This window comes from Alloalcanivorax balearicus MACL04 (genome assembly GCF_025532145.1).
GTDB lineage: Bacteria > Pseudomonadota > Gammaproteobacteria > Pseudomonadales > Alcanivoracaceae > Alloalcanivorax > Alloalcanivorax balearicus.
On sequence record NZ_ARXS01000001.1, the window covers coordinates 248495 to 271687 of the forward strand.

The following is a 23193-nucleotide window of genomic DNA, read 5'->3' on the forward strand; positions in this document are numbered from 1 at the left end:
TTACATAACAAAACAGACGCTCTGAACGAGCGCGGGAGGTGCATCATGACCAACTCAGCACGGATCAATCCCTTTGCCTGCGGCTGGTTCCAGGTGGAGTACGGCGATCGGCTCAAACCGGGCGAGGTACGGCCTTTCCGGGCCTTCGACCGGGAGTTCGTACTGTGGCGAGACGAAGAAGGGCAGGCGCATCTGATGGATGCTTACTGCCGCCACCTGGGCACCCATCTGGGTCACGGCGGCCAGGTCAAAGGCACGGCGTTGCAATGCCCGTTCCACGGCTGGTGTTTCGACGGTGACGGCGATTGCGTGGAAATTCCCTACAGTCCCGACGCCCGCCTGAGTCATCGCGGACTGCGTTCACTGCCACTGGTGGAGCGTCATGGCCTGTTGTTCGCCTGGTGGCACCCGGAGAACCAGGTCCCGGACTACGAGATTCCCGACCTGCCCGAGTATCGCGACCCGCAATGGTCGCGCTATCACTGCCACGGCTGGAACGTACCCACCGTGTGGTACGAGATCCAGGAGAACATCGTTGACAGTACCCACTTCCATTACCTGCACGGCGTCAACAGCCTGGCGGAAGTGAGGCGCTGCGAGAACCAGGGCACGGTGCTGGACGTGGACATCCATCATCGCTTCAACACCCCGACCGGCGTGGTGCCCGGTTTCATTCAAACCACGCTCCATGGCCCTTATCTGGCACTGGTTCGGTTCCGCGTCGGCGACCTCGCCGAGATCCTGTTCATTGATGGCATCACCGTGCGTGGTGCCCGCGAAGTCGACCTGAACTTCAGCCTGATGGCCCGCCTGGAAGGGATCCGCTCTCCGGATATGAGCCTGGAGCTGGTTCAGGAAGCAATCCGCCAGGTCAGCGAGGATGTGCCCATCTGGCGTCACAAAGCCCGCTGGGAACGGCCCAGTCTGGCGGCCGGCGACGGCCCGATCATGAAATTCCGCCGCTGGGCCACGCAATTCTCACCACTGCCCGCCTCTCACCACGAAAAACTGGAGTTAACCCATGTCTGATCCGATCTCGACCACTGCCAGCGACTGTGTCTTCCAGCGGCGGGAGCAGCATCTTCATCCCACCGGACTGTCGCGCGGTCCGTGGAGCCCGGACGCCCAGCATGGCGGCGCCCCGGCCGCACTGGTCGCGGCCCTGGCCGAGGAAGCCCTGGCCGGAGAGGGATACCAATTGGTCCGGCTCACCCTGGAATTGGTGCGGCCGGTGCCGGTGGCGCCGCTGGAAAGCACGGTAACGGTGGGGGGCGGGCGCACGGTCCGGCGGGTTTCCGTTTGTCTGCAACATCAAGGGCGGCCGGTGGCGGAAGGCTTGGCGGTACTGGTGCTGACCAACGGTATCGATACCGGCCAAGCCACCGACGAAGCGCCGTTGCCGGCGCCCGGCGACTGTCAGGAACCGGTCACCATCCCCGGCATGAGTCGGGAGGAAAGTTTTCATTACACCGCGATGGAATCCCGGGTGGCCCGAGGGCGTACCGACCGCCCCGGGCCAGCTGCGGCGTGGCTGCGGCTGACGGTACCCCTGATCGAGGACCGGACCACCACGGCGACCGCCCGGGCGGCGGCGGCGGCGGATTTCGGCAATGGCCTCAGTTGGGTGCTGCCCCTGGATCGATATCTGTTCGCCAACACCGACCTGACCGTTTATCTGCAACGGCCACCGCTCGGCGAATGGGTCGGGGTGGACAGTCAAACCTGGATCGAGCCGTCGGGGATCGGTCTGACCCGGTCCGTGCTCCACGATGAGCAGGGCCCGATCGGCGTCGCTCAGCAGAATCTGCTGGTCCGCGAGCGGCGCCCCTGATCCGCCTGCCCGGGCTTCAGCCCGGGCTTTGTCCGTACTTGGCCAATACCTGCTCACGGATCCGCGGCTTGATGTTGGCCCGACTCATGTCACCGTGGTAATGACGTACCACCATCGGATCAATGATCCTGAACCACAGCGGAGGTACCCACGCCAGCAGGATCATCGATGCGTATCCACCCGGTAATTGGGGGGATTCATCGAAATGCCGCAGCGATTGATAACTGCGCGTGGGATAGGCGTGGTGATCGGAATGCCGTTGCAACTGATAAAGAAAAATATTGGTTACCCGGCGGTTCGAGTTCCAGGAATGCTCCGGCAGACAGCGTTCATAGCGCCCATTGTCCTTTTTTTGCCGTAACAACCCGTAGTGCTCGAGATAATTGACCACCTCCAGCAACTGAAAACCGAACAGGCTCTGAATCAGCAGGAACGGCACCACCGCCCAGCCCAACCACAGCATCAGAGCACCCCAAAGCACCACCGATAATGCCCAGGCCTGCAGATTGTCGTTATGCCAACTCCATGCCGAAAGTCCTTGCCTCTCCAGCCGCTGTTTTTCCAACGACCAGGCGGATCCAAGACTGCCGATCACGGTGCGCGGCAGGAATTCCCAGAACGTCTCGCCAAACCGGGAGGATGCCGGATCCTCCGGCGTGGATACCCTGACGTGATGCCCACGATTGTGTTCCACATAGAAGTGCCCGTAGAACACCGGGGCGAGACATAGCTTGGCCATCCATTTCTCGTGGCGGTCGGTCTTGTGCCCCATCTCGTGGGCGGTATTGATGGCGATACCGGTGGCGCAGCCCGTGGAGACCGCCAGCCCCAGATAGCTGTACCAGGGCAGGCTCCAGGTGGCGGCCACCCAGGCGGCATAAATAAAGGCGCCATAGAGAAACGGCAGGCACACATACACCGCCCAGCGGTAATATCGGTCCTGTTCCAGCTGTGGCACCAACGCTTCCGGCGGATTCTCGGTCTCTTCGCCAAGCAGCATATCCAGCAACGGGATCACCCCGAATACGAACAGAAATCCAAACCACCAGAACAGGGCCCAGCCGGTACTGCTGGCCAGCCAGACCGTGAACAGGGGCAACAGCATGGTCAGAGTGCTGAGCAACCAAAGGTAGCGGCGGCTGTCCCGCCATTCTTGTACTTCACCTGATTGAGTCTGCATGGTTACGGTCTTCATCGTTATTCGTCCTCGCCCACGCCCGGTCAATTCATGATCAACCTTTACATCAGACAATGTCAATATGAACGGCCTTGCCTGGTGTGACAAAAGGGCGACCGCTTCCTGTTGCCGATAAAAGTGCCGCCTTGCCCCCATAGTCATGCCCACAAAGGTAGTGACCACTCACACTTTTCGGGAGTCGATGAATCTTCAGCCCTTCTTCAGTCGCCCTTGTATTCATACTGCTTATGCCCTTTGATGAGTCTTATGCATTTGTCTAATGCATGGCCCAGGGGTAGCGTGTCGGTCTCAATAAGTATTATTCGGGAGAGATGCATGCGCGCCATTCTCTGCAAGGAGTTGGGGCCGGCGGATAAGCTGGTCATCGAGGACGTTCCTTCCCCCGCCGTCGGCGCCGACGGCATCAAGGTCCGGGTCAAGGCCGCTGGCCTGAACTTCCCTGACACTCTGATCATCGAGGGCAAGTATCAGATCAAACCGGAACTGCCCTTTTCCCCGGGCGGTGAAATGGCCGGCGAGATCGTCGAGGTGGGTGAGAACGTCAAGGGCTATAAGCCGGGCCAGCGCGTGATGGGCCTCACCGGCTACGGCAGCTTCGCCGAGGAAATGGTGGTCACCGCTGATCGCGTGATTCCGGTTCCGGACGGTATGTCCGACGAACAGGCGGCGGGTTTCAGCATGGTCTACGGCACCAGCTACCATGCGCTGAAACAGCGGGCCAATCTGCAGCCCGGCGAAACCCTGCTGGTCATGGGCGCCAGCGGTGGCGTTGGCCTGGCCGCGGTGGAACTGGGTAAAGCCATGGGCGCCAAGGTGATCGCCGCCGCCAGCACCGCCGACAAGCTGGAAGTGGCCCGTGAAGCCGGCGCCGACGATCTGATCAACTACACCGAAGAAGACCTGAAGGATGTGCTGAAGAGCCGCTATCCGCAGGGCATCGACGTGATCTACGATCCGGTGGGCGATCGCTTCACCGAGCCGGCGCTGCGCAACATGGCCTGGAATGGCCGCTTCCTTATCATCGGCTTCGCCGCCGGCGAGATTCCGAAGATCCCCGCCAACCTGCCCCTGCTCAAGGGTTGCAGCGTGGTCGGCGTGTTCTGGGGCACTTTCACCCGCAAGGAGCCGGAAGCGCACATCCAGAACGTGAAGGATCTAATGCGGATGTTCGCGGAAGGGAAGATCAACCCCAAGGTCAGCGAGGTATTCCCGTTCGAGGAATATGAGCAGGCCCTGGCGGCATTGAGCTCCCGTCGCGCCAAGGGCAAGGTCGTGCTGAAGGTCGGTTGATCCCGACGGTTTCAATAATGGCCCGGCGACACCGCCGGGCCATGCCCCTCTTAACCGCTCTGATCGCACACCTTGCCGACCGCGCCTTCCTGCAACGCGGCCCGCAGATCGTCGGGCACCCGGGTTTTCTCGAACGGTTCCGTGGTCATCATCACGTACACCGATTCCGCCCGGCACAGCAACTGCTGGCTTTCCGCGTTCAGAATAAGGAATTCCAGCGAGAACGAGGTGTTACCCAACGACAGCGGTTTGACCTGGATCTCGAGTACATCATCAAAGCGGGCGGAAGCTTTCCATTCCAGAGTGAGCTTCACTACCTGGTTATCCAGCCCACGCGCCAGCAGGGCACCGTAATCCCGCCCCAGAGCACGCATGAACTCGGTCATGGCCAGGTCAACATAGTCACCGTAACGGGCGTTGAACACCACGTGCTGGGCGTCGCATTCACTGTAACGCACGCGCAGCCGGTAACGGAAAGGCTCACTCATGAAACACTCCTTGGTTTGTATCCTTAACATTGATGGGCGGCCGAAAGATCGCTCAATCCCCTTATATTACAAGGGCTACAGGCCGGCCAAGGCAAGCCGTGACCAGCCGGTATTGTTCGCCAACATACCTGGTAGTATTCTGCCTGCCAAATTCCAAACGCGTTTTGTAAACCGTTTATCAAAATAACCAGAAGCTCCGGAACCCGGTTCCGGACCACGGGAGAGGACGATGACCGCAGTCAGTAACGCCATGCCCCAGTACGCACCGCAAGTCGACGATGAAGAGTTCCGTTGTCTGCCACGCCGGCTCCAGGAACTGGCCGCGGAACAGGGTGATCATCCGGCCATTTACGATGATAACGGCAACCTGACCTGGCGGCAGTTCGTGGATCAGGTCAACCGCGTAGCCAACCGCCTGATTGACGCCGGCCTGCAACCCGGCGATACCGTGGCCGGCCTGTCCGAAAACAGCATTCCCTATTTTTCCCTGTTCATGGGTGTGCTTACCGCCGGCGGCTGCATGGTCCCTCTGTCCAGCATGGCTGCCGGGGACACCCTGGCGCTGATGATCAACGACTGCGATGCCCGTTTCCTGTTCATCTCCAGGAAGAATCAGGAATTGATCACGCCGCTGCTCGATCAGTTGGAGAACGTCTCCCCACAACAGCGCATCGCCCTGGATTTCCAGGATAATGGCTGGAGCAACTTCATGGACTGGGTCGGCGACGCCCCCAGTACCAGGCCCGATCGGGAACCCGGCGCGGACGACCCGTTCAATATTATCTACAGCTCCGGCACCACCGGTGTACCCAAGGGCATTTTGCACGACCACCGCCTGCGGTCCCGGCAAATGGACCGTTTCACCGCCCTGGGATTCGACAATACCGCGATCAACCTGGTGTCCACACCGCTGTACTCCAACACCACTCTGGTTTCCGTGCTGCCCACTCTGTTCGGCGGTGGCACCATCGTCACCATGGGCAAATTCGACGCGCGCAGATTCCTCGAATTGTGCGAGAAGCATCGCGTCACCCACGCCATGTTGGTACCGGTCCAGTATCAGCGGATCCTTTCCGATCCGGAATTCGATCGCTTCGACCTGAGCAGCTTCAAAGTGAAGTTCTCCACCAGCGCGCCCCTGCGTGGCCATGTCATTGCCGAGGTGATGCAACGCTGGCCAGGCAATATCATCGAGTTCTACGGCCTCACCGAGGGCGGCGTCAGCACCATCCTCAACTGTGCTGAATTTCCCGATAAATGGGACACCGTCGGCCGCGCCGGTGAGGGCTGTGAGCTGCGTATCATCGATGAGGATCTCAAGGAAGTGCCCCCCGGCACCATTGGCGAGATCGTCGGTCGCGCCGGCGCCATGATGCGCGGTTACTACAAAAGAGAAGACAAAACCAACGAGATGCTCTGGACCAGCCCGAAAGGGGAAGTGTTCTATCGCACCGGTGATATGGGCCGGCTCGACGAAGACGGCTTCCTGTCCGTACTGGATCGCCGCAAGGACATGATCATTTCCGGTGGCTTCAACATCTATGCCGAAGACCTGGAAAAAATGCTGCTCAAGCACCCTGATGTGGCGGATGCAGCAGTGATCGCCATCCCCAGCGAGCAATGGGGTGAGACTCCGTTGGGCCTGGTGGTGCGCCGCCAGGGCAGTGACACCGGCACCGATGAGATCCGCGACTGGGCCAACCAGCAACTGGGCAAGGCCCAACGTTTGCACGACGTGGAACTTCGGGATCATTTGCCACGCAGCACCATTGGCAAGATTCTGAAGCGGGAATTGCGCGACCCTTACTGGAAAGAGCAGCAGCAACAAGAACGAGGCTGATCCCGGTTACAGCAGATTTTCGATCGGCAGCAACGCCAACACCGCGCTGGCCAACCGGCGCGGTATCGATACCAGGGGCTCCCGGTGACAGACCACCGGGCCCTGGTCGCTTCCCCCGACCCATGTCAGCCGTCCCTCTTCACGAGACAACCGATAGCTGTTTTGTGGCGCCATGCCTTCCTCGATGAACGCGGCCACCGATGCCGCCAACGACGGAGAGTAAATGTAGTACCCCATCTCGGTATTGAAGTGCACGGAACGGGGATCGGCGTTAAACGAACCGACAAACAACTCACGCCGATCCAGTACCATGGCCTTGGTATGCAAGCTGGCTTTGGACCGCCCGCGCAACAGCCGGACCTGACGCATCATACTGCGGGCATTGGGCTGCAGTTCGTGCAATTCCAATCCGGCATCCACCAGCGCCGGGCGATAGCGTTGATAGGCGGCATGGGCGGCGATGACATCGTTGGTGGCCAGACTGTTGGTCAGTACCGCCACCCGGCACCCCCGTTTGCGCCAACCGCTTAACGCGCGGGTGAAATCATCACCGGGAATGAAATAGCTGGCTTCGATCAGAATCTCCCGGGCGGAATGGCGGCCAAGCAATCGGGCCAGTTGCGTTCCCATCAGACGCTGAGGAGAGCCATGCGCTTTTTCCGGACTGTCGAATAGCAATGCCGCCGGGGCACGAACCCGCCTTGCCCGTACCGCTTGCAGAGTACGCTCGGACAGCACGCTATCATCCCGGTGCCGGGAACGCTGCTCCGTATCCAGACTCATCCACAATGCTTCCGCATCATCACTGGAACGGCGCCGGAACTGCCTCAGACTCACCGACAAAGGGCTGTGCCAATATCGATTGAAGGCCTCCTGGGTGTCGGAGGCGATCGGGCCATCGGCGTAGATATCCAGATCACGGAAGTTGGTGACCGCGTTGACGCCAAAGTAGTGTTCAGAGATGTTACGCCCGCCGACGATGGCGGCTTCTCCATCGACGATCCAGGCTTTGTTGTGCATGCGGCGATTGAGTTTGGGCGCCCGGTAAAGCCAGCGCAGCAGATTAAGACCGCGACCGCGTAAAGGATTGAACAGACGGACTTCCACGTTGGGATGGGCGTTCAAGGTCGCCCAATTCCGGTCCCGGCCCAACTGATTGATATGATCCAGCAGTAAACGCACCCGCACACCGCGGCGTGCCGCCTCGAGCACAACCCATATCAAGCGCCGTCCGACCTGGTCGTTGTCCCAGATGTAATACTGCAGATCCAGAGAACGCCTGGCGGCCCGGGCTGTCGCCATGCGCAGCAAGAAGGCTTCGCCAGCGTCGGCAACCAACGTGAAGTCGGAATCGACGCCGGCACCCGGCACCAGGGACGACCGCGATCTGGATCTGGTGGTATCGGACAAAAGACCTCTTCCGTGCCTGGCTATTCCCTCAACGGTGTTTAAGGTTGTCACGGATTTCCCGCAGCAACAAGATATCCTCCGGAGTCGGCGGCGGCGCGGCGGCTTCCTCTGTTTTTTCTTCCTCACGCTTGAGCCTGTTAATGGCGCGCACCAGGAAGAACACCGCCCAGGCGACGATGAGGAAGCTGATGACATTATTGAAGAACACCCCATAGTTGATCGTCACGGCACCGGCGGCTTGGGCTTCGGCCAAGGTAGCGAACTCACCGGTACCACGCAGGACCACGAACAAATTGGCGAAGTCCACCCCACCCAGCAGTAACCCGATGGGTGGCATGATGACGTCGGCGACCAGGCTCTTCACGATGGTGGCGAACGCCCCACCGATGATGATGCCCACCGCCATATCGACCATATTTCCCTTTATCGCGAACTCACGAAATTCCTTGATCATACCCATGGGCCTTCTCCCCAGGTAATTTCCGCGCGCACCATGCGTGAACGGATGGTTCGATAATACCGACAAAGCACAAGATCACCGCTATGAAAATAATGGCCTTTGACGACCATCCATGAAATGACGCCCCAGGCCCTCCCCGAAAATTTTCTCTCCATCGGCGTAACATAAAGCGAATTCGGGCATCCAATCCTTCAGGCAGCTTCTACAAGCAGGAGGAACAGGCCATGCGGATCATCGCCGCGCTTCTATTTACCCTGATCACGGGCCCCGCCCTGGCGGCGCAAGCCACGGCGGTGTTCGCTGGTGGATGTTTCTGGTGCACCGAGTCGGACTTCGAGAAACTCGACGGTGTCAGCGAGGCCATCAGCGGCTATGCCGGCGGTGACGAGGCCGATCCCACCTATGAGCAGGTCTCCAGCGGCACCACCGGCCACACCGAATCGGTGAAGGTGATCTATGATCCGGACAAGATCAGCTACGCTCAGTTGCTGGACTGGTTCTGGCGCCACATGGACCCCACCGACGCCGACGGTCAATTTGTTGATCGCGGCCGTCAGTACCGGGGTGCCATTTTCTTTGAGACGCCGGAACAGGAAAAACAGGCACGGGCCTCCAAGACGGCACTGGAGAAGAGTGGCCGGTTCGAGAAGCCCATCGTTACCGAGATCACTCCATTAAAGGCGTTCTATCCCGCCGAGGAATATCATCAGAATTATTATAAGCGCAACCCGGTGCGCTATAAGTTTTATCGCTACAACTCCGGCCGGGATCAGTTTCTTGAAAAGCACTGGGATGATCCGGATCACCTGCCCGGCGGCGAGAAAGCAAACGCCGAAGCCTCGATGAGCTGGCGAGGCCCCGAACATTTCAACAAGCCTGATGAAGCCACTCTGCGGACTCGACTGTCTCCCTTGAGCTTTCAGGTGACCCAGGAAGACGATACCGAACCGGCCTTCAAAAACACGTATTGGGACAACAAGCAGCAAGGCATCTATGTGGATGTGGTCAGCGGTGAGCCGCTGTTCTCATCCACCGACAAGTATAAATCCGGTACCGGCTGGCCCAGCTTCACCAAACCGATTACCCCCGATGTGGTGACCACCCGTGAAGACAGTACTTTGTGGATGGTTCGCACCGAAGTCCGTAGCCGTTACGCCGATTCCCACCTGGGGCATGTCTTCAAGGACGGCCCGCAGCCCACGGGGGAGCGCTGGTGCATGAACTCCGCGGCCATGCGCTTCATTGCCAAGGAAGACATGGCCGCCGCTGGTTACGGTCAGTACCTGACATTGTTTGAATAGCGTTGTTTAAGTAGCACCCACCCGGCGATGGAGACCATCGCCGGAAGCCAAGTCGGTTAATGCAATAACGAGCCATCATAAAACCATAATCTGTTCGTTATCCCCCGGTCATGTTCCGTTCTCACCCTCGTTACGCCGGCCCGGACTTTCCGGCCTTTCTTTTACGACGACGAGGGTGTCATGTCTGTTTCTTCAAAAGCGTTCTGGCTGGGTATCATCTCCAGCGGTATCCTGCTTGCCGGCTGCGGCAGCGATAGCGATAACGATCCCCTGGTGGACATCCGCCTGATGGAGACCACCGATATCCACGCCAATGTGATGGACTATAACTACTATGGCGATGCCGCCGACCCCAAGGTGGGACTGGTGCGTACCGCCACACTGATCAAGCAGGCTCGCGCCGCCCTCGACTTCCCCGACAACAGCTTCCTGGTGGATAACGGCGATCTTATCCAAGGCAGCCCCATGGGCGATTGGCGCCACGCCGAAGGCCTCCCTGCCGGCGAGGTCCATCCGGTTTACAAGGCCATGAACGAGCTCGGTTATGACGTGGCCAACTACGGCAACCATGAGTTCAACTATGGTCTGGAATTCCTGGCCGAAAGCGTCAACGACGCCGGCTTCCCGTACATCAGTGCCAACGTCTTCGTGGACGACGACGATGACAATCCGGACAACGATCAGTTGTACTTCGAGCCCTATCAACTGGTAACCAAGTCCGTCCGTGATCGTGACGGCAACAGTCATGACATCACGGTCGGCTTCATCGGCTTCCTGCCGCCACAGATCATGCAATGGGACAAAGCCAATCTGGAAGGCGAGGTGATCACCAAGGACATCAAGGCCATGGCCGAACGCTATGTGCCACAAATGAAGACGGAGGGCGCCGATGTTATCGTCGCCATTCCCCATTCCGGCATCAGCACCACGGCTTACTCCGAAGCGGATAAAGCGGAGAACAGCAGCTGGTATCTGGCGGACGTGGAAGGCATCGACGCCATCATGTTCGGCCACAGCCATTTACTGTTCCCATCCGACAGCTTTGCCGATACTCCCAATGTGGACGTGGAAAAAGGCACCATCAAGGGCGTTCCGGCGGTCATGCCCGGTTACTGGGGCAGCCATCTGGGCGTCATCGATATGACCCTGTCCTACGATACCGGAGCGGATCAGTGGTCCATCACCGGCTCCCAGGTGCAGGCCCAGCCGATCTTCGCGGACGATGCCCCCGCGGTGGAAGCCGACGCGGCCCTGGTGGCCAAGCTGGCCGGGGATCACCAAGCCACCGTCGACTACATGAACCAGCCCATCGGTGAATCCACCGACGACATCTACAGCTTCCTGGCGGTGGTGAAAGACGATCCGTCCATTCAGATCGTGGCGGATGCCCAGAAGGCCTACGTGGAGAATCTGATCGAAGGCGACGTCAATCTCCAGGATCTGCCGGTGTTGTCCGCCGCCGCGCCATTCAAGGCCTGCAACCGGGAAGGGATCTGCGCCGATGAAAGCGCCTTCACCGTGGTGCCCAAAGGCGAACTGAAAGTAAAAAACGCCGCCGACCTGTATCTGTATCCGAATACACTGATGGCGGTGAAAGCCAATGGCGCCGAGCTGACTCAATGGCTGGAATGCTCCGCTTCCCAGTTTTTCCAGATCGACACCAGCACCAGCGCCCCTCAGGAATTGGTGAATTACAGCGGCTTCCCCACCTATAACTTCGACGTTATCGATGGTCTCACCTACCAGATCGACGTTACCCAGCCAGCGCGCTATAACGGCGACTGCGTCCAGGTCAGTGACGGCCAGCGCATCGTCAATCTGGCCTATCAGGGCAACCCCGTGGCGGACGACGATGAATTCCTGATCGCCACCAATAATTACCGCGCTGGCGGCGGCAAGTTCGCGGGCACCGGTGGCGACCACATCGTTATTGAGTCACCGGATGAGAACCGCGCGGTCCTGGCGGACTACATCCGGGAAAACAGTCCGGTTACGCCCACCGCCGACGGCAACTGGTCGTTCGCGCCGATTGACGCGGCCACCGATCTGACCATCGTGTTCCGGGTGCCCAATACCGACCGGGCCCGGAACTTCGTTGCCGAAAAAGCGCTGGAAGCGGTATTCCTGGAGACCAACGATAACAACGAAGCGGTGTACGAACTGGACCTGCAACCCTGACCTGGCGAGCTCACAACGGGATCGTCACCTCTTCCCGCTCCAACACCCGGTTTACCGCCGGGCGTTGGAGCATGCACCGGGTGTGTTCGATCCACGCTGTATGCTCGCTCATATCCAGTCCCACCAGACTCCCCCATCTGAACAGCACCAACAGAAACGGATCCACCACGCTGTACTGGTCACCCAGCGCCCAGGGCCCTGGTTGTGCCAGGCGCTCGGTCACATCCTGATTGGCCTGGGCCACCACCTTCAGACCCTGTTCCCTCAGAGCCGGGGCGTCATCCGGATCGGCACTGAACCGATGCGGACGCCATATAAGGCCGTAGCCGGTACCGTGCATCCAGCCGGCCAACCACGCCAGCCATTCCTGAGCACGCCCGCGCTGCAGAGCAGTCGGCGGCAACAGGGCCGGCGTGTCATGGCTTTCCGCCAGAAAGGTCAGGATCGCCGGCAGTTCGGTGAGCACGCCCGCTTCGCCCGGAATGGCCAGAGCCGGCACCCGCCCCTTGGGGTTGATGGCCAGGTAATCCGGCTTGGAAGTATCGCCGTCGTGGATCCGCAGGGGCATCAACCTGGTCGGCACACCCAGTTCCTCCAATACGATATGCACTGCCATGGAACAGGCACCGGATGAATAATACAACTGATAGCTCATGGCTCGACTCCTTGAACGGGAGTGTCAGCCTAGAAGCCCGTCCTGAACCCGACAAACGATACTTTGTAGGGTCTGGGCATTAGTGATATTAATGTCATCCATGGATAGAAACTCGCTTCCGCCCCTGCCAACGCTGGTGGCTTTCGAGGCCAGCGTCCGGCTGCGCAGCTTCACTCTGGCCGCAAAGGAACTGTCGCTGACCCAGGGCGCGGTCAGCCAGCACATCCGTTCCCTTGAGCAGCGTCTGGGACGGCGGTTGTTCGAACGGCAACGTCAGGGCGTTGCCCCCACCGGGGAAGCCCAGCATTTGGCCTTGCAAGTGCGCCAGGGCCTGGGTGTGCTGGAGCGGGCTTTCAAAACACCCCGTCGTCGGCGCCGCACCACCACCTTGCGTTTGAGCACCTTGCCAAGCATCGCGCAGCGCTGGCTGTTACCGCGTCTGGCGGATTTCCATCAGCGCTTTCCCGACATCCGCGTGGAGGTCACCACCGCCGTCGATCTGGTCAAGCTGGGCAGCGACGCGGACAGCGACGTGGCACTGCGCTACGGCCCCGGAGGCTGGCCCGGCCTGCAATCGGAGGTGTTATCTTCGGAGTGGCTGTACCCGGTAGCCAGTCCGGATTATCGCGACGGCAAACTACCCCGTCGGCGGGCGGACCTGGCCCATTGCGTTTTACTACGTCACGCGGCACAACCCTGGGCTTTATGGCTCCAGGCCGCGGGCCTGGCACTGACCAACAGCGATCACGGCCCGCTCTTTCCCAACCTGACCAGCCTGCTGGCAGCGGCGGAGAACAGCGAAGGCATTGCACTGGCGCGGCATCATCTGGTGCGGGATGCGCTCGCGGCGGGCCGTCTGGTTCGATTGTGGAAGACCCAGGTAGCCGACGTACATCGCTATTATCTGGTCTGGACCCACCAGGCCGATAAGGACGACGCCATCGGCACATTACGTCACTGGTTGAAAACCGCCTTTACCCTTTAAATCGATCGCGCCGGGTGGCGCGCTTTCAATCGCGGCCGGTCAAAGGCGATCGCCAGCAGCGCCGCCAACCCCAGCGCCCAGCAATAGTGAATGGCGCCGATTAATGACAACGGCGACAGCGATGCGATGGAGCAGGCCAGAAGGACCTGGGCGCCGTAAGGAATCAGCCCCTGTACCACGCAGGAAAAGATGTCCATCACACTGGCCGAGCGCCTCGGATCGACGCCATATTCCGCGGCGATCTCCTTGGCCATTTCACCACACAGCACGATCGACACCGTGTTGTTGGCGACAAACAGATTGGCGGTGACCACCAGCAGCGCGATACCGATCTCACCGGCGCGCTGACTGGACAGCTTCAGCCAGCGGGTCAGTGCATGAATACGTTCGATCAGCCAGCGCGTGCCGCCTTGATCATTCATCAGTTGCGACAATCCACCAATCAGCATCGATAACAGCATGATCTCGAACATGGATTCGAAGCCCTGGTAGATCGCTCCATTGACGTCGACCAGACCGTATTCCGGACTCAGTATCACGCCAGTGAGCCCGGCGGTGACGATACCAATCACCAGCACCGCCAACACGTTCATCCCGGACAGCGCCAGAGCGAACACCAGCAGATAGGGCATGACCCGCCAGTAGGACACGGATTCGGACGGCACCGTATGTTCGCCGTCCCCCAGCAATGCCAGAAGCACCACCGTCGCCAACGCCGCCGGCAACGCTATCCATACATTCACCCGGAACTTATCCTTGAGGGAGACGCCCTGACTGCGAGTGGCGGCGATGGTGGTGTCCGAGATCATCGACAGGTTATCGCCCAGCATGGCGCCACCGACGACAGCCCCCAAAGACAAAGGCAACGACAACGAGGTCGCCTCGGCGAACCCCACCGCGATTGGCGCGGTGGCGGCGATGGTTCCCATTGAGGTGCCCATGGCGGTGGCGATGAACGCGGAGATCAGGAACAGGGCCGGCAGCACCCAACTGGCCGGCATGATCTGCAACCCGAATTGCACGGTGGCATCAACGCTGCCGATACTCTTGCTGACGCTGGCGAAGGCGCCGGCCAACAGGAATACCAGGCACATGAGAATGATATTGGGATGGCCGACACCCACCAGTAATCGTTCGACGCTGTGATGGAAAGACTGCCGTGCCAGCAGGAATGACAACACAATGGCGACAACCGCCACCACCGGCGCCTTGATTTGATAGAACGCGAACTCCGCCCCCACGGCACTGAAGTAAAGCCCGCTACCGAGAAAGACGACAAGAAAAAACAGTAACGGGATCAGCGCCCATGCCCGGGCGGGAGTTTGCGTCATACTGGCCGGCCTGTCGGTCCAAGAAGTCTGACCGTCCAGTGTAGGGGGAAATCCGGGATGCCGAAACCGGCTCTTAGCCCACGAACAGCGCTGCCGGAGGCACACAGAGCCCGCGCCCCAACAGACCGGCCCGCCCGTCACCGCCCACCATGGCGATGGCGACCCTGGGCAAATCCGTATCAGCCGTAACCCGATGACGTGCGAGCCCGATCGGCAACTGCAAATCCTCGAATAAAGGATGCGCTCCGATCAGCCAGTCCGGTGACGCTTCCGCCGGATTTGGCCACCACGGCGCCAGCGTCTCGGCCACTCCGGAACAACGCCTCCACGCCTGAGCTCCCAGCCCGAAAGCATCGATAACGCCGCTGTCACCGATCATGGGGCTGGCCGGCACAGTGGAGGCTGATATTCGGGGCCCCTCGGGCACCGGCGCGGCGCAGGTATGCCAGCGAGCCGGGTCTCCGGCCACTCGAAGCCCCACCCGGCGGCCATTACCCGCCAACGCCAACACCAGACTGGAGCCGGCTTCCCCGGCGGCGGCGGCCAGCATCAGGTGACAGGCGCCCATCCATAAAGTCAGAAAAAACAGCGGGGTATTCCCCAAACACTCACGAACCTCCACGGCCAACGTGGATGGCATCGCCGCACACAAGGCCTTATTGGCATGGGTGGTTTGGGCGTGCAGATCGTCACCCGCTTCAAGCCCCAGTCGGGCCAGGGGCAACAGCGCAATCGGCCGGGTCACCAGCACCTTTCGCAGCGCCGGTGCCAGGACCCGGTCGCGCCAGCGCAACCGCTCCAGGATCGCCGGATCCCGGCTGCCAAAACGGATCTGCGGCCCGCTTCCGCTACCCAGCAAAGACCAGCAACGGTGCCCGGGATCCGCAGCGTCACTGATTTCCACCAACGTCGTCGATGGCGAGATCACCGCGGCAAGCGGCGTGACCACCGAGAACGCCTGAGCCGGCAGCAATCTCACCCGGCCCGTGCTGATCAATCGTTCCGCTTCCTCCTCGTTTCGTGCCCAACCTTCATACAGGCAACACAGAACCGCCGAAGACAGAATCGGCGGGCTGGGGGCCCGTGGGTCCTCGAACGGCGGACCGGCGTGCAGCAAGGTTCGTTCCGGTAACGGCAACGCTCGCCTTGCTTCCGTCACGTCAGACCATTGCGGCCGGACCTGCCGAACCTTCGTCAGCACCGCCCGATTGGCGCTCTCCACGGCATCCATCCCGGCCCTCCGGTCGGATGCCATTCAAGCCACCTCCGGTATCGGCAGAATGGACGCGGTGGCATTAAAACGCCGGCCCTCACGCAGGCAGAACACGGGCTGCAACATACGCTCGGCAATCACCTCCGTACCTTCGTTATCACGCATCAACCAACGGCCGCTTTCATCGGACAGCACACTGATATCCGCCACCCGACCAACGCCGAGAGTGCCAATCTCATCGCTCATGCCCACCATCCGCGCCGCGTTCACCGTCACCATCGGAATCACCTGCTCCAGATTCAGACCCAATGCAATCATGCTGGTCATCGCCGACACCAGGCTGAATCGGGAGGTGCCCTTGAACATGTGCTCCTCATCCGGGTGCTCATGCTCCTCGGGAGTACCGGCCGGCGCCGGAACCGAAGTGTTATAACCATGCATATCGGAACCAAGCGTATGCGGGACGATGCCCGCGCTAAGCACTTTCTCCGCCATCTTGAAACTGAAGTGGGAACCGTGTCCCACATCCACCTTGAGCCCGCGCTCGACGGCATCTCGTACCAGCGGGTGCACTTCTCCATTCAGTTCAACGAATCCACCGGGGTGGCGGCTGAAAGGGTGAGCCAACACATCACACGGTTTAAGCAGATCCACAACCTGGGTAAAGATGGAGTCCGGGTCCACATCCATACCGCCCTCCTCGGGCTCCGGCCAAAGCTGGCCGAAATGAATGTAGACCGGCAACCCTGTCTGCTCACCGATGGCCGCGGCCTTTTGCATCACCTCAGTTCCCCAACGGGCAAAGCCGCCCAGTTCAGCGTGGGCCTTGATACCCTTCACCACATCCGCATTGGCTTTGGCCGCCTTGACGGTGGCGGCAATGTCCACGCAATCCGGCCGGTACAGTTGTGGATAGAAATGGCCTTCCAGCCCTCCCACCAGATAGGCGGAAAGAAAGGACAGCACCCGACTGTGGGAAGGCTCGATCACATGCTTACGAAAGCCTGGCAGTGTCATGCAGCTGGCGCCCCCCTGATCGACCAGAGTGGTGACGCCGGAATGCACACCACAAAGATCCGCATTCAATCCAAATCGCCCGGTAACATATTGATAGACATGGCTGTGAGTATCGATCAACCCGGGCAGCACCAGTCGCCCGCTACAGTCGATTCTTTCCACATCCCCGGGGACATCGCTGCCTTGTAGCCGGCCAACGGCAGCGATCCGTCCGTCGCGCACAAGAACGTCACAAACCTCATCAATGCCGTTGGCGGGATCGATCACACGACCGCCGTGCAGTAGTAATGCTTGCATGAAGACCTTCCAGGTAAACGTTACTGATGACGAACCGGTAGCAATACACATGCCAATCCATACCCGTTGCTTCGTTTAAAAACCCCTAACCCACTGTTATTCATGGGTTTACGCTCTTCAATATTTATGTGGTATACCATTTATATTGAGAGATAAAAGGCACATTTCAGGCTACTTAATCAGATTCGGCACCAACTCGGACCATGGGCTGTGCACCGACGGTGCGCGCTCCTTCAAGGAATTACGTTTTCTTTCATCACCCTATAACGGGCATACCACATATTGTCGCATTGTGGTGCACAAGCCCTTTTTCGGCACCGTCACAGGCATGCTCCTTAGTATTATTCATGTGGTATACCTCTTTTATGTATACAAAATATAGTAAATAAAATCATAAAGTTATGAGAATGGTATGCAGTTTTTCAGAACGATGGCACAGGACTTGCTGCCTCCTTATCAGCATCCCAGCCACGGCTGGAACCCGCATCATCATAGTGATAAATCCAATCGTATTTCAGGAGCGCTTTATGTTGATCAAACCGCTGTATGCGATGCTGCTCGGGGGAGCATTACTGGCATCTCAGGCGCAGGCCGATGACACCATCAAGATCGGGGTTTCACAGCCGTTAACCGGATCCGTGGCCGCTTCCGGGACCTACGTCACCAACGGCGCACGCCTGGCCGTGGAACACATCAACGGTGAAGGTGGTGTTCTGGGCAAACCTCTGGAACTGGTTATCGAGGACAACAAGTCCAACCCCAGAGAGGCCGTGAACACGGCGGAGAAATTGATCCTCCGCGATAAAGTGCCGGTCATGATGGGAGCCTGGGGTTCCACCTTCACCCTGGCGACGATGCCGAAGCTGGAGGAGTACGGTATTCCCATGGTGGTCGAAACCGCTTCTTCATCCAAGGTTACCACTTCCGGTAATCCCTGGGTTTTCCGTATCAGCCCGACCTCGATGATGGAAGCCCAGGCGTTCGCAAAACAGCTTTCCTCATTTACTCCCGCTATCAAGAAGGTGGATTTCCTGTCGGTGAACAACGACTGGGGACTGGGCGCTGCCGGCGCCTTCAAGGAGGTGCTTGAAAGCAAGGGAATTGAAGTAGGCCGTTCCGAAATCATCGCTCCGGATGCCACTGATTTGTCCGCGCAGCTGGCAGCCATCAAGAACAGCGGCAGCGACACCATTATCGTCACATCAGGTGTGGAACAACTGACGCTGGCGATTCGCCAGGCAGCCGAGCAAGGCATAAAACAACGGCTGATCACCACTGGTGGGTCGTTCCCCGAACCCCTGGTGAAGAACCCGGGACCCAAGGGATACGTCAGCACGCACCTGCTGTTCTTCTCACCCTGGACCGCGGATCAGGCTCTTCATCCGCAAATCGCCGGGGCTTACATGGATGCCTGGGAAGCAAAGGATTACCCGTTCCCGGGCCTGACCGAAGGCTTCCGCGGCTATGACGCCATTCTTACCATCGCGGAAGCGATTCGTGTGGCCGGAAAAGCCGAGCCGGAAGCCATCCGTGATGCGCTTTGGAAGGTCAAGCTGGCCGGCGTGAACGGCGACATCGCCTTCCACAAGGAAGGCCCTGAAGGCCGGGAAAGCGGCCAGAACACGCCCAATATCTACATCATTCAATTGCAAGACGGCGAAGTTTCAGCGCTGTAACGGCACTCCCAACCCCTTTGCGCCGTGCAAAGGGGTTGGGAGTCAGGGAGATTATTTTGGACCAGTTCCTCCAGCACCTCGTCAACGGCACGGTGCTCGGTGCCACCTATGCCCTGCTTGGCATCGGGCTCACGCTTATCTTCGGCATCATGAAAGTGGTCAACTTTGCCCATGGAGAGTTATACGCCTTCGGTGCCTATGTGGCCTACGCTCTGGTATCGCTGTTGCAGATGGATTATTTCGTGGCGCTTGTCCTGGCGGCGGGCCTGGGTCTGTTATTGGGCGCGGCCATTGAGTTCCTGCTGTTGCGGCGCTGCCGTCTGGAGAACATCGATGAGGTCATGTTGATCATGATCGGGGTCATGATCATTATGCAGAACGCCGAACTGCTGGCCTGGGGCGGGGTCGCCAAAGTGGTCCCCACCCCATTCCCGCAAGAGTCCATCATTGTCGGCGGCATTTACCTGTCACCAACACGGTTGTTCGTTCTTGGCGCGGCCATTGTCCTGCTGTTGGCCTTCTATCTGGTGATTGAACGTTCCCGGTTGGGGCTGGCGATGCGAGCCACCTTTCAGGATGAGGACGCGGCCCGTATCGTCGGTGTCAACGTGAGCCGGATTTACACGCTCACGTTCGGTCTGGGCTCATCGCTGGCGGCAATTACCGGAGCACTTCTGGCACCGGTTTTCGTAGTCACACCGACGATGGGTGACCTGGCCAGCCTGAAGGCCTTCGCCATCGTTATTCTTGGCGGGCTGGGCAACATACGTGGTGCCGCGCTCGGCGGCTTCGCGTTGGCACTGATTGAAGAATTCGGAGCGGCTTACATTTCCACCGCTTATCGCGACGCGATCGGTTTCCTGGTGATTCTGGTCGTTATGATCGCCCGTCCGCAGGGATTGTTCGCGGCCAAGGAAAGGGTGGGATGATCATGCGGAGAGCATCTTTTCTTATTATCGTGGTTGCACTGGCTTTGCTGCCGGTGCTGTGGCCCGACCCCTATTTGCTGTCGGTGGTGGCCGCCGCCGGAATCATGATCATCGCCGCCATCAGCCTTAACCTGCTACTCGGCTTTACCGGCCAGCTCAGTCTCGGACATGCCGCCTTTTTTGGCATTGGCGCCTATACCAGTGCGTTGCTATCCCTGGGCTTCGACGTCGATCTGGGCTTCTCATCCCCTCTGGTAGTGGAACCCAAACCGGTATGGGTGGCTTTTGCCGGCGGCATCGTCATGGCATCACTGTTTGGATGGCTGTTGGGCAAGGTCGCTTTTCGCGTACGCGGTGCCTACTTCGTGATCGTGACCATCAGCTTTGCTCAGGTCATGCGCATGGTGGCACTGAACTGGGTGGATCTGACCGAAGGCCCCATGGCCCTGGTTTCCATTCCGCCCCTGAGTCTCTGGGTTCCCGGCGATGGTGTTGTCCGCCTGGTCAGCAAAGCAGCAACGTACTGGCTGGTACTGGCTGCTGGTGTGCTGGCCTACGTGATCGTGGCCAATCTGGTGCGCAGCCGCATCGGCCGTGCCGCCATAGCGTTACGGGAAAACGAGGTACTGGCGAAGTCCATCGGTATTCCGGTGACCCGCTGCCTGATCGTCTTCTCGGTTCTTTCCGCCGGCATCGCCGGTGCCGCCGGCGGTCTCTACGCCCATACCGTACGGATCATCGACCCGGACGTTTTCCTGTTCATCTACACCATCACCATGGTGATCATGGTGGTCGCCGGCGGCAAAGGTACCCTGGCCGGCCCGGTGGTAGGTGGCCTGATTTTCGGGCTCTTGCCGGAAGTGCTCAGAGGCATGGTGGCGCCGGAAGTGCAGTGGATGATCTACGGCGCCCTGATGATTCTGATTCTTCTGTTCATGCCCAAAGGCATCGTTCCCGCCTTCGGCCGAGTATTGAAGCGCCGCAAGATCTCCGTGCGCCGCCGCCCCTCCGCAAGCCAAGGAGCCAGCTCATGACTGTATCCGCGGCAGGACAGCCGGACACGTTGTTGTCCTTGTCCGGCATCAGCCTGCGCATTGCCGGCCTGCAGATTCTCAGCGACGTGGACCTCCGGGTTGAGCCGGGTCGGATCGTCAGTCTGATCGGCCCCAATGGTGCCGGCAAAACCACGGCGTTCAACATTATCTCCGGCTATATGCGTCCCAGTGCCGGTTCCGTGCATTTTCTCGGACAGGACATCACCGGCAAGCAACCCCATGAGATAGCCGAACTGGGTTTGGTCCGCAGTTTCCAGAGGACCAACATTTTCGGTAACTGCACGGTGTTTGAAAACCTGCTTACCGCCTTTCACATGCAAGGCCGTAGCGGACTACTTGGCGCCATATTCAGGCTGCCCGCATTCCAGCGGGAAGAGCAAGCGCTGAAGGCACGGACACGGGAGATGCTTGGTTTTCTGGAACTGGAGCATCGCGCTGATGATCTTGCTGCCAATTTGTCCTATGGCGAACAACGTCTGCTCGGCGTCGGCATCGCCCTGGCGGCCCAACCCAAACTGCTGCTGCTGGATGAACCCGCCGCGGGATTGAACCCATCGGAAACCGAAGACTTCAAACAGATGGTGAGACGGGTAGCCGACAGCGGCATCACCATTCTCCTGGTAGAGCATGACATGCACATGGTGATGTCGATCTCTGATTACATCATGGTGTTGAACCAGGGACACCGCATCGCCGACGGCGGCCCCGCCGACATTCAAAGTGACCCGGAGGTGATTCGGGCGTATCTGGGATCAGGACTGCAACGTGCTAAAGCTTGATGACATTACCGTTCACTATGGCGCCACCGTGGCGGTGGATAAAGTGTCACTGGAAGTTAATGAAGGTGAGTTCGTCACCCTCATTGGTTCCAACGGCGCCGGCAAGTCCAGCACGCTCAGGGCCATCAGCGGCCTGGAACCCGTGGTCTCCGGCACCATCACGTTTGAAGGAAAGCCCATTACCAACACCAGACCACAAAGCATTATCGAGCATGGTATTGCCCATTGCCCGGAAGGGCGTCGTGTATTTTCCCAGTTGAACGTGCGCGAAAATCTGGAGATGGGGGCTTATTGTCGCAGCGACCATGCCGGCATCCGCGATGATCTGGAGTCCATGCTGGGCCGTTTTCCACGGCTGCGAGAGCGTATCGAACAACCCGCGGGTACCCTTTCCGGCGGAGAACAGCAAATGCTGGCCATCGCTCGGGCGCTGATGTCCCGCCCGAGACTGGTCATGTTCGACGAGCCATCCCTGGGCCTGGCGCCCAACTTCGTTGAGCAGGTTTTCGAATTGACCGCCGAAATCCGCGCGGGCGGCACCACCGTACTGATGGTGGAACAGAACGCCTACGCCGCGTTGGAGCTCTGTGATCGATCCTATCTCCTGGAGACCGGCCGGGTGGTGCTGCAGGGCACCGCCCGGGAGATGCGGGATAACCCGGATATTCGCAAAGCTTATCTGGGCGGATGATACATAGGTGGTCTGCCCGTGCCGCTGGCGGCTAGACTGAACCGCTCTATCAGGCTGGAGATGGCGGTATGCGACAGGCTTTGTTGATCGTCGATGTGCAACCTTCCTTTTCGCCGCCGGCCTGGCTTCTTCGGGATATTAGCCGATTACTCGGCCACATGCCGACGGTAGCGACCGTGGAGTGCCATGACGAAGCCATTACCCCATTTCAGATGCAGTTGGGCTGGCGGCCGCCGAAACAGGAACGGAGTCTGATCGCGGCCGACCGGCAGTTCGTCAAACACGGCTACCGCCCCACCGACGAGGTGCTGAACCATCTTCGCCGACTGGCTACCGAACGAGTTCTGGTGTGTGGAATCCAGACCGAGACCTGCGTACTCGCCGCCGGCTTCGCGTTGTTTGATCTGGGACTGCGCCCGACCCTGGTCACGGATTTGACCGTGGGCTCATCACTGGATCCCTCCGGCGCGCTCGGTATTCGGCTTTGGCGGCATCATTTCGGGCATACCACTACATTGGCTGAGTTACTCGCGACAAGAACCTAAAAGGCGACATACAAAGGATCCGGG

21 protein-coding genes are annotated in these 23193 nt (G+C 59.5%); 13 read left to right on the forward strand and 8 right to left on the reverse strand.

Annotated features, from left to right (window positions below; genetic code table 11):
* Positions 1-45: 45 nt before the first annotated feature.
* Both MA04_RS01165 and MA04_RS01170 read left to right on the forward strand, forming a co-directional pair.
* Complete coding sequence (locus tag MA04_RS01165; protein ID WP_262459179.1) at positions 46-1029, forward strand: Rieske (2Fe-2S) protein; 984 nt, start codon at positions 46-48, stop codon at positions 1027-1029.
* Positions 1022-1831 (forward strand): thioesterase family protein, encoded by an 810-nt coding sequence (locus MA04_RS01170; RefSeq protein ID WP_262459180.1) that lies wholly within the window; start codon positions 1022-1024, stop codon positions 1829-1831. The genes MA04_RS01165 and MA04_RS01170 overlap by 8 nt, the downstream gene beginning before the upstream one ends.
* A gap of 16 nt (positions 1832-1847) precedes the next feature.
* Here MA04_RS01170 and MA04_RS01175 read toward each other — a convergent pair whose 3' ends face one another.
* The gene (locus MA04_RS01175) at positions 1848-3026 is read right to left on the reverse strand and encodes an alkane 1-monooxygenase (RefSeq protein ID WP_163124942.1); all 1179 of its coding nucleotides are present in this window, start codon (positions 3024-3026) and stop codon (positions 1848-1850) included.
* 318 nt (positions 3027-3344) lie between these two features.
* On the opposite strand from MA04_RS01175, the gene MA04_RS01180 reads away from it, so the two are divergent.
* On the forward strand, positions 3345-4319 hold the full coding sequence (locus MA04_RS01180) for an NADPH:quinone oxidoreductase family protein (protein ID WP_262459181.1): 975 nt from the start codon (positions 3345-3347) through the stop codon (positions 4317-4319).
* 50 nt (positions 4320-4369) lie between these two features.
* On the opposite strand, the gene MA04_RS01185 is transcribed toward MA04_RS01180, so the two are convergent.
* Complete coding sequence (locus MA04_RS01185; protein WP_026948778.1) at positions 4370-4807, reverse strand: acyl-CoA thioesterase; 438 nt, start codon at positions 4805-4807, stop codon at positions 4370-4372.
* Between the two features lie 229 nt (positions 4808-5036).
* Between MA04_RS01185 and MA04_RS01190 the strand changes: the two genes are divergently transcribed.
* Positions 5037-6647: a class I adenylate-forming enzyme family protein gene (locus MA04_RS01190; protein ID WP_262459182.1), complete on the forward strand. Its 1611-nt coding sequence runs from the start codon at positions 5037-5039 to the stop codon at positions 6645-6647.
* A gap of 6 nt (positions 6648-6653) precedes the next feature.
* Here MA04_RS01190 and MA04_RS01195 read toward each other — a convergent pair whose 3' ends face one another.
* Together MA04_RS01195 and mscL are read right to left on the reverse strand one after the other, a co-directional pair.
* On the reverse strand, positions 6654-8057 hold the full coding sequence (locus MA04_RS01195) for a phospholipase D family protein (RefSeq protein WP_262459183.1): 1404 nt from the start codon (positions 8055-8057) through the stop codon (positions 6654-6656).
* A 28-nt stretch (positions 8058-8085) separates the two neighbouring features.
* On the reverse strand, positions 8086-8517 hold the full coding sequence (gene mscL / locus MA04_RS01200; protein WP_163124934.1) for a large conductance mechanosensitive channel protein MscL: 432 nt from the start codon (positions 8515-8517) through the stop codon (positions 8086-8088).
* Between the two features lie 224 nt (positions 8518-8741).
* On the opposite strand from mscL, the gene msrA reads away from it, so the two are divergent.
* Entirely contained in the window at positions 8742-9818 is a 1077-nt protein-coding gene (msrA, locus tag MA04_RS01205; RefSeq protein WP_163124932.1) for a peptide-methionine (S)-S-oxide reductase MsrA, read from the forward strand.
* A 180-nt stretch (positions 9819-9998) separates the two neighbouring features.
* Entirely contained in the window at positions 9999-11996 is a 1998-nt protein-coding gene (locus MA04_RS01210) for a bifunctional 2',3'-cyclic-nucleotide 2'-phosphodiesterase/3'-nucleotidase (protein WP_163124930.1), read from the forward strand.
* Positions 11997-12006: 10 nt separating this feature from the next.
* Here the strand turns inward: MA04_RS01210 and MA04_RS01215 are convergent, their stop codons facing one another.
* The gene (locus MA04_RS01215; RefSeq protein WP_163124928.1) at positions 12007-12651 is read right to left on the reverse strand and encodes a glutathione S-transferase family protein; all 645 of its coding nucleotides are present in this window, start codon (positions 12649-12651) and stop codon (positions 12007-12009) included.
* A gap of 100 nt (positions 12652-12751) precedes the next feature.
* Between MA04_RS01215 and MA04_RS01220 the strand changes: the two genes are divergently transcribed.
* Positions 12752-13636, forward strand: a complete 885-nt coding sequence (locus MA04_RS01220) for a LysR substrate-binding domain-containing protein (RefSeq protein WP_163124926.1) — start codon at positions 12752-12754, stop codon at positions 13634-13636.
* Here the strand turns inward: MA04_RS01220 and MA04_RS01225 are convergent.
* From MA04_RS01225 to MA04_RS01235, 3 genes are all read right to left on the reverse strand, one after another.
* A complete protein-coding gene (locus MA04_RS01225; protein ID WP_163124924.1) occupies positions 13633-14967 on the reverse strand; it encodes a Na+/H+ antiporter NhaC family protein in 1335 nt (444 codons plus the stop codon). The genes MA04_RS01220 and MA04_RS01225 overlap by 4 nt on opposite strands.
* 73 nt (positions 14968-15040) lie before the next feature.
* Positions 15041-16198, reverse strand: a complete 1158-nt coding sequence (locus MA04_RS01230) for a YlbE family protein (protein WP_163125075.1) — start codon at positions 16196-16198, stop codon at positions 15041-15043.
* Between the two features lie 24 nt (positions 16199-16222).
* Positions 16223-17494 carry an amidohydrolase/deacetylase family metallohydrolase gene (locus MA04_RS01235; protein ID WP_262459184.1) on the reverse strand — a complete coding sequence of 424 codons (1272 nt, stop codon included), beginning with the start codon at positions 17492-17494 and terminating at the stop codon, positions 16223-16225.
* Positions 17495-17901: 407 nt separating this feature from the next.
* On the opposite strand from MA04_RS01235, the gene MA04_RS01240 reads away from it, so the two are divergent.
* The 6 genes from MA04_RS01240 to MA04_RS01265 all read left to right on the forward strand — a co-directional run bounded on the left by MA04_RS01240 (position 17902) and on the right by MA04_RS01265 (position 23169).
* Positions 17902-19170 (forward strand): ABC transporter substrate-binding protein, encoded by a 1269-nt coding sequence (locus MA04_RS01240; protein ID WP_262459185.1) that lies wholly within the window; start codon positions 17902-17904, stop codon positions 19168-19170.
* Between the two features lie 56 nt (positions 19171-19226).
* Positions 19227-20099 (forward strand): branched-chain amino acid ABC transporter permease, encoded by an 873-nt coding sequence (locus MA04_RS01245; protein WP_163124918.1) that lies wholly within the window; start codon positions 19227-19229, stop codon positions 20097-20099.
* 2 nt (positions 20100-20101) lie between these two features.
* A complete protein-coding gene (locus MA04_RS01250) occupies positions 20102-21133 on the forward strand; it encodes a branched-chain amino acid ABC transporter permease (RefSeq protein ID WP_262459186.1) in 1032 nt (343 codons plus the stop codon).
* Complete coding sequence (locus MA04_RS01255; RefSeq protein WP_262459187.1) at positions 21130-21933, forward strand: ABC transporter ATP-binding protein; 804 nt, start codon at positions 21130-21132, stop codon at positions 21931-21933. The genes MA04_RS01250 and MA04_RS01255 overlap by 4 nt, the downstream gene beginning before the upstream one ends.
* Positions 21920-22624, forward strand: a complete 705-nt coding sequence (locus MA04_RS01260; RefSeq protein ID WP_163124911.1) for an ABC transporter ATP-binding protein — start codon at positions 21920-21922, stop codon at positions 22622-22624. The genes MA04_RS01255 and MA04_RS01260 overlap by 14 nt, the downstream gene beginning before the upstream one ends.
* Before the next feature lie 68 nt (positions 22625-22692).
* Positions 22693-23169 carry a cysteine hydrolase family protein gene (locus MA04_RS01265; RefSeq protein WP_262459188.1) on the forward strand — a complete coding sequence of 159 codons (477 nt, stop codon included), beginning with the start codon at positions 22693-22695 and terminating at the stop codon, positions 23167-23169.
* The last annotated feature ends 24 nt before the right edge of the window (positions 23170-23193 follow it).

Excerpts from the sequence above, each read along its gene's own strand:
- MA04_RS01235 (WP_262459184.1), bottom strand. The coding sequence starts at position 17,494 with ATGCAAGCATTACTACTGCACGGCGGTCGTGTGATCGATCCCGCCAAC.
- MA04_RS01190 (WP_262459182.1), top strand. The coding sequence starts at position 5,037 with ATGACCGCAGTCAGTAACGCCATGCCCCAGTACGCACCGCAAGTCGAC.
- MA04_RS01210 (WP_163124930.1), top strand. The coding sequence starts at position 9,999 with ATGTCTGTTTCTTCAAAAGCGTTCTGGCTGGGTATCATCTCCAGCGGT.
- MA04_RS01250 (WP_262459186.1), top strand. The coding sequence starts at position 20,102 with ATGCGGAGAGCATCTTTTCTTATTATCGTGGTTGCACTGGCTTTGCTG.
- MA04_RS01165 (WP_262459179.1), top strand. The coding sequence starts at position 46 with ATGACCAACTCAGCACGGATCAATCCCTTTGCCTGCGGCTGGTTCCAG.
- MA04_RS01180 (WP_262459181.1), top strand. The coding sequence starts at position 3,345 with ATGCGCGCCATTCTCTGCAAGGAGTTGGGGCCGGCGGATAAGCTGGTC.
- MA04_RS01215 (WP_163124928.1), bottom strand. The coding sequence starts at position 12,651 with ATGAGCTATCAGTTGTATTATTCATCCGGTGCCTGTTCCATGGCAGTG.
- msrA (WP_163124932.1), top strand. The coding sequence starts at position 8,742 with ATGCGGATCATCGCCGCGCTTCTATTTACCCTGATCACGGGCCCCGCC.
- MA04_RS01170 (WP_262459180.1), top strand. The coding sequence starts at position 1,022 with ATGTCTGATCCGATCTCGACCACTGCCAGCGACTGTGTCTTCCAGCGG.
- MA04_RS01265 (WP_262459188.1), top strand. The coding sequence starts at position 22,693 with ATGCGACAGGCTTTGTTGATCGTCGATGTGCAACCTTCCTTTTCGCCG.
- mscL (WP_163124934.1), bottom strand. The coding sequence starts at position 8,517 with ATGGGTATGATCAAGGAATTTCGTGAGTTCGCGATAAAGGGAAATATG.
- MA04_RS01255 (WP_262459187.1), top strand. The coding sequence starts at position 21,130 with ATGACTGTATCCGCGGCAGGACAGCCGGACACGTTGTTGTCCTTGTCC.
- MA04_RS01230 (WP_163125075.1), bottom strand. The coding sequence starts at position 16,198 with ATGGATGCCGTGGAGAGCGCCAATCGGGCGGTGCTGACGAAGGTTCGG.
- MA04_RS01185 (WP_026948778.1), bottom strand. The coding sequence starts at position 4,807 with ATGAGTGAGCCTTTCCGTTACCGGCTGCGCGTGCGTTACAGTGAATGC.
- MA04_RS01175 (WP_163124942.1), bottom strand. The coding sequence starts at position 3,026 with ATGAAGACCGTAACCATGCAGACTCAATCAGGTGAAGTACAAGAATGG.
- MA04_RS01240 (WP_262459185.1), top strand. The coding sequence starts at position 17,902 with ATGGTATGCAGTTTTTCAGAACGATGGCACAGGACTTGCTGCCTCCTT.
- MA04_RS01225 (WP_163124924.1), bottom strand. The coding sequence starts at position 14,967 with ATGACGCAAACTCCCGCCCGGGCATGGGCGCTGATCCCGTTACTGTTT.
- MA04_RS01220 (WP_163124926.1), top strand. The coding sequence starts at position 12,752 with ATGGATAGAAACTCGCTTCCGCCCCTGCCAACGCTGGTGGCTTTCGAG.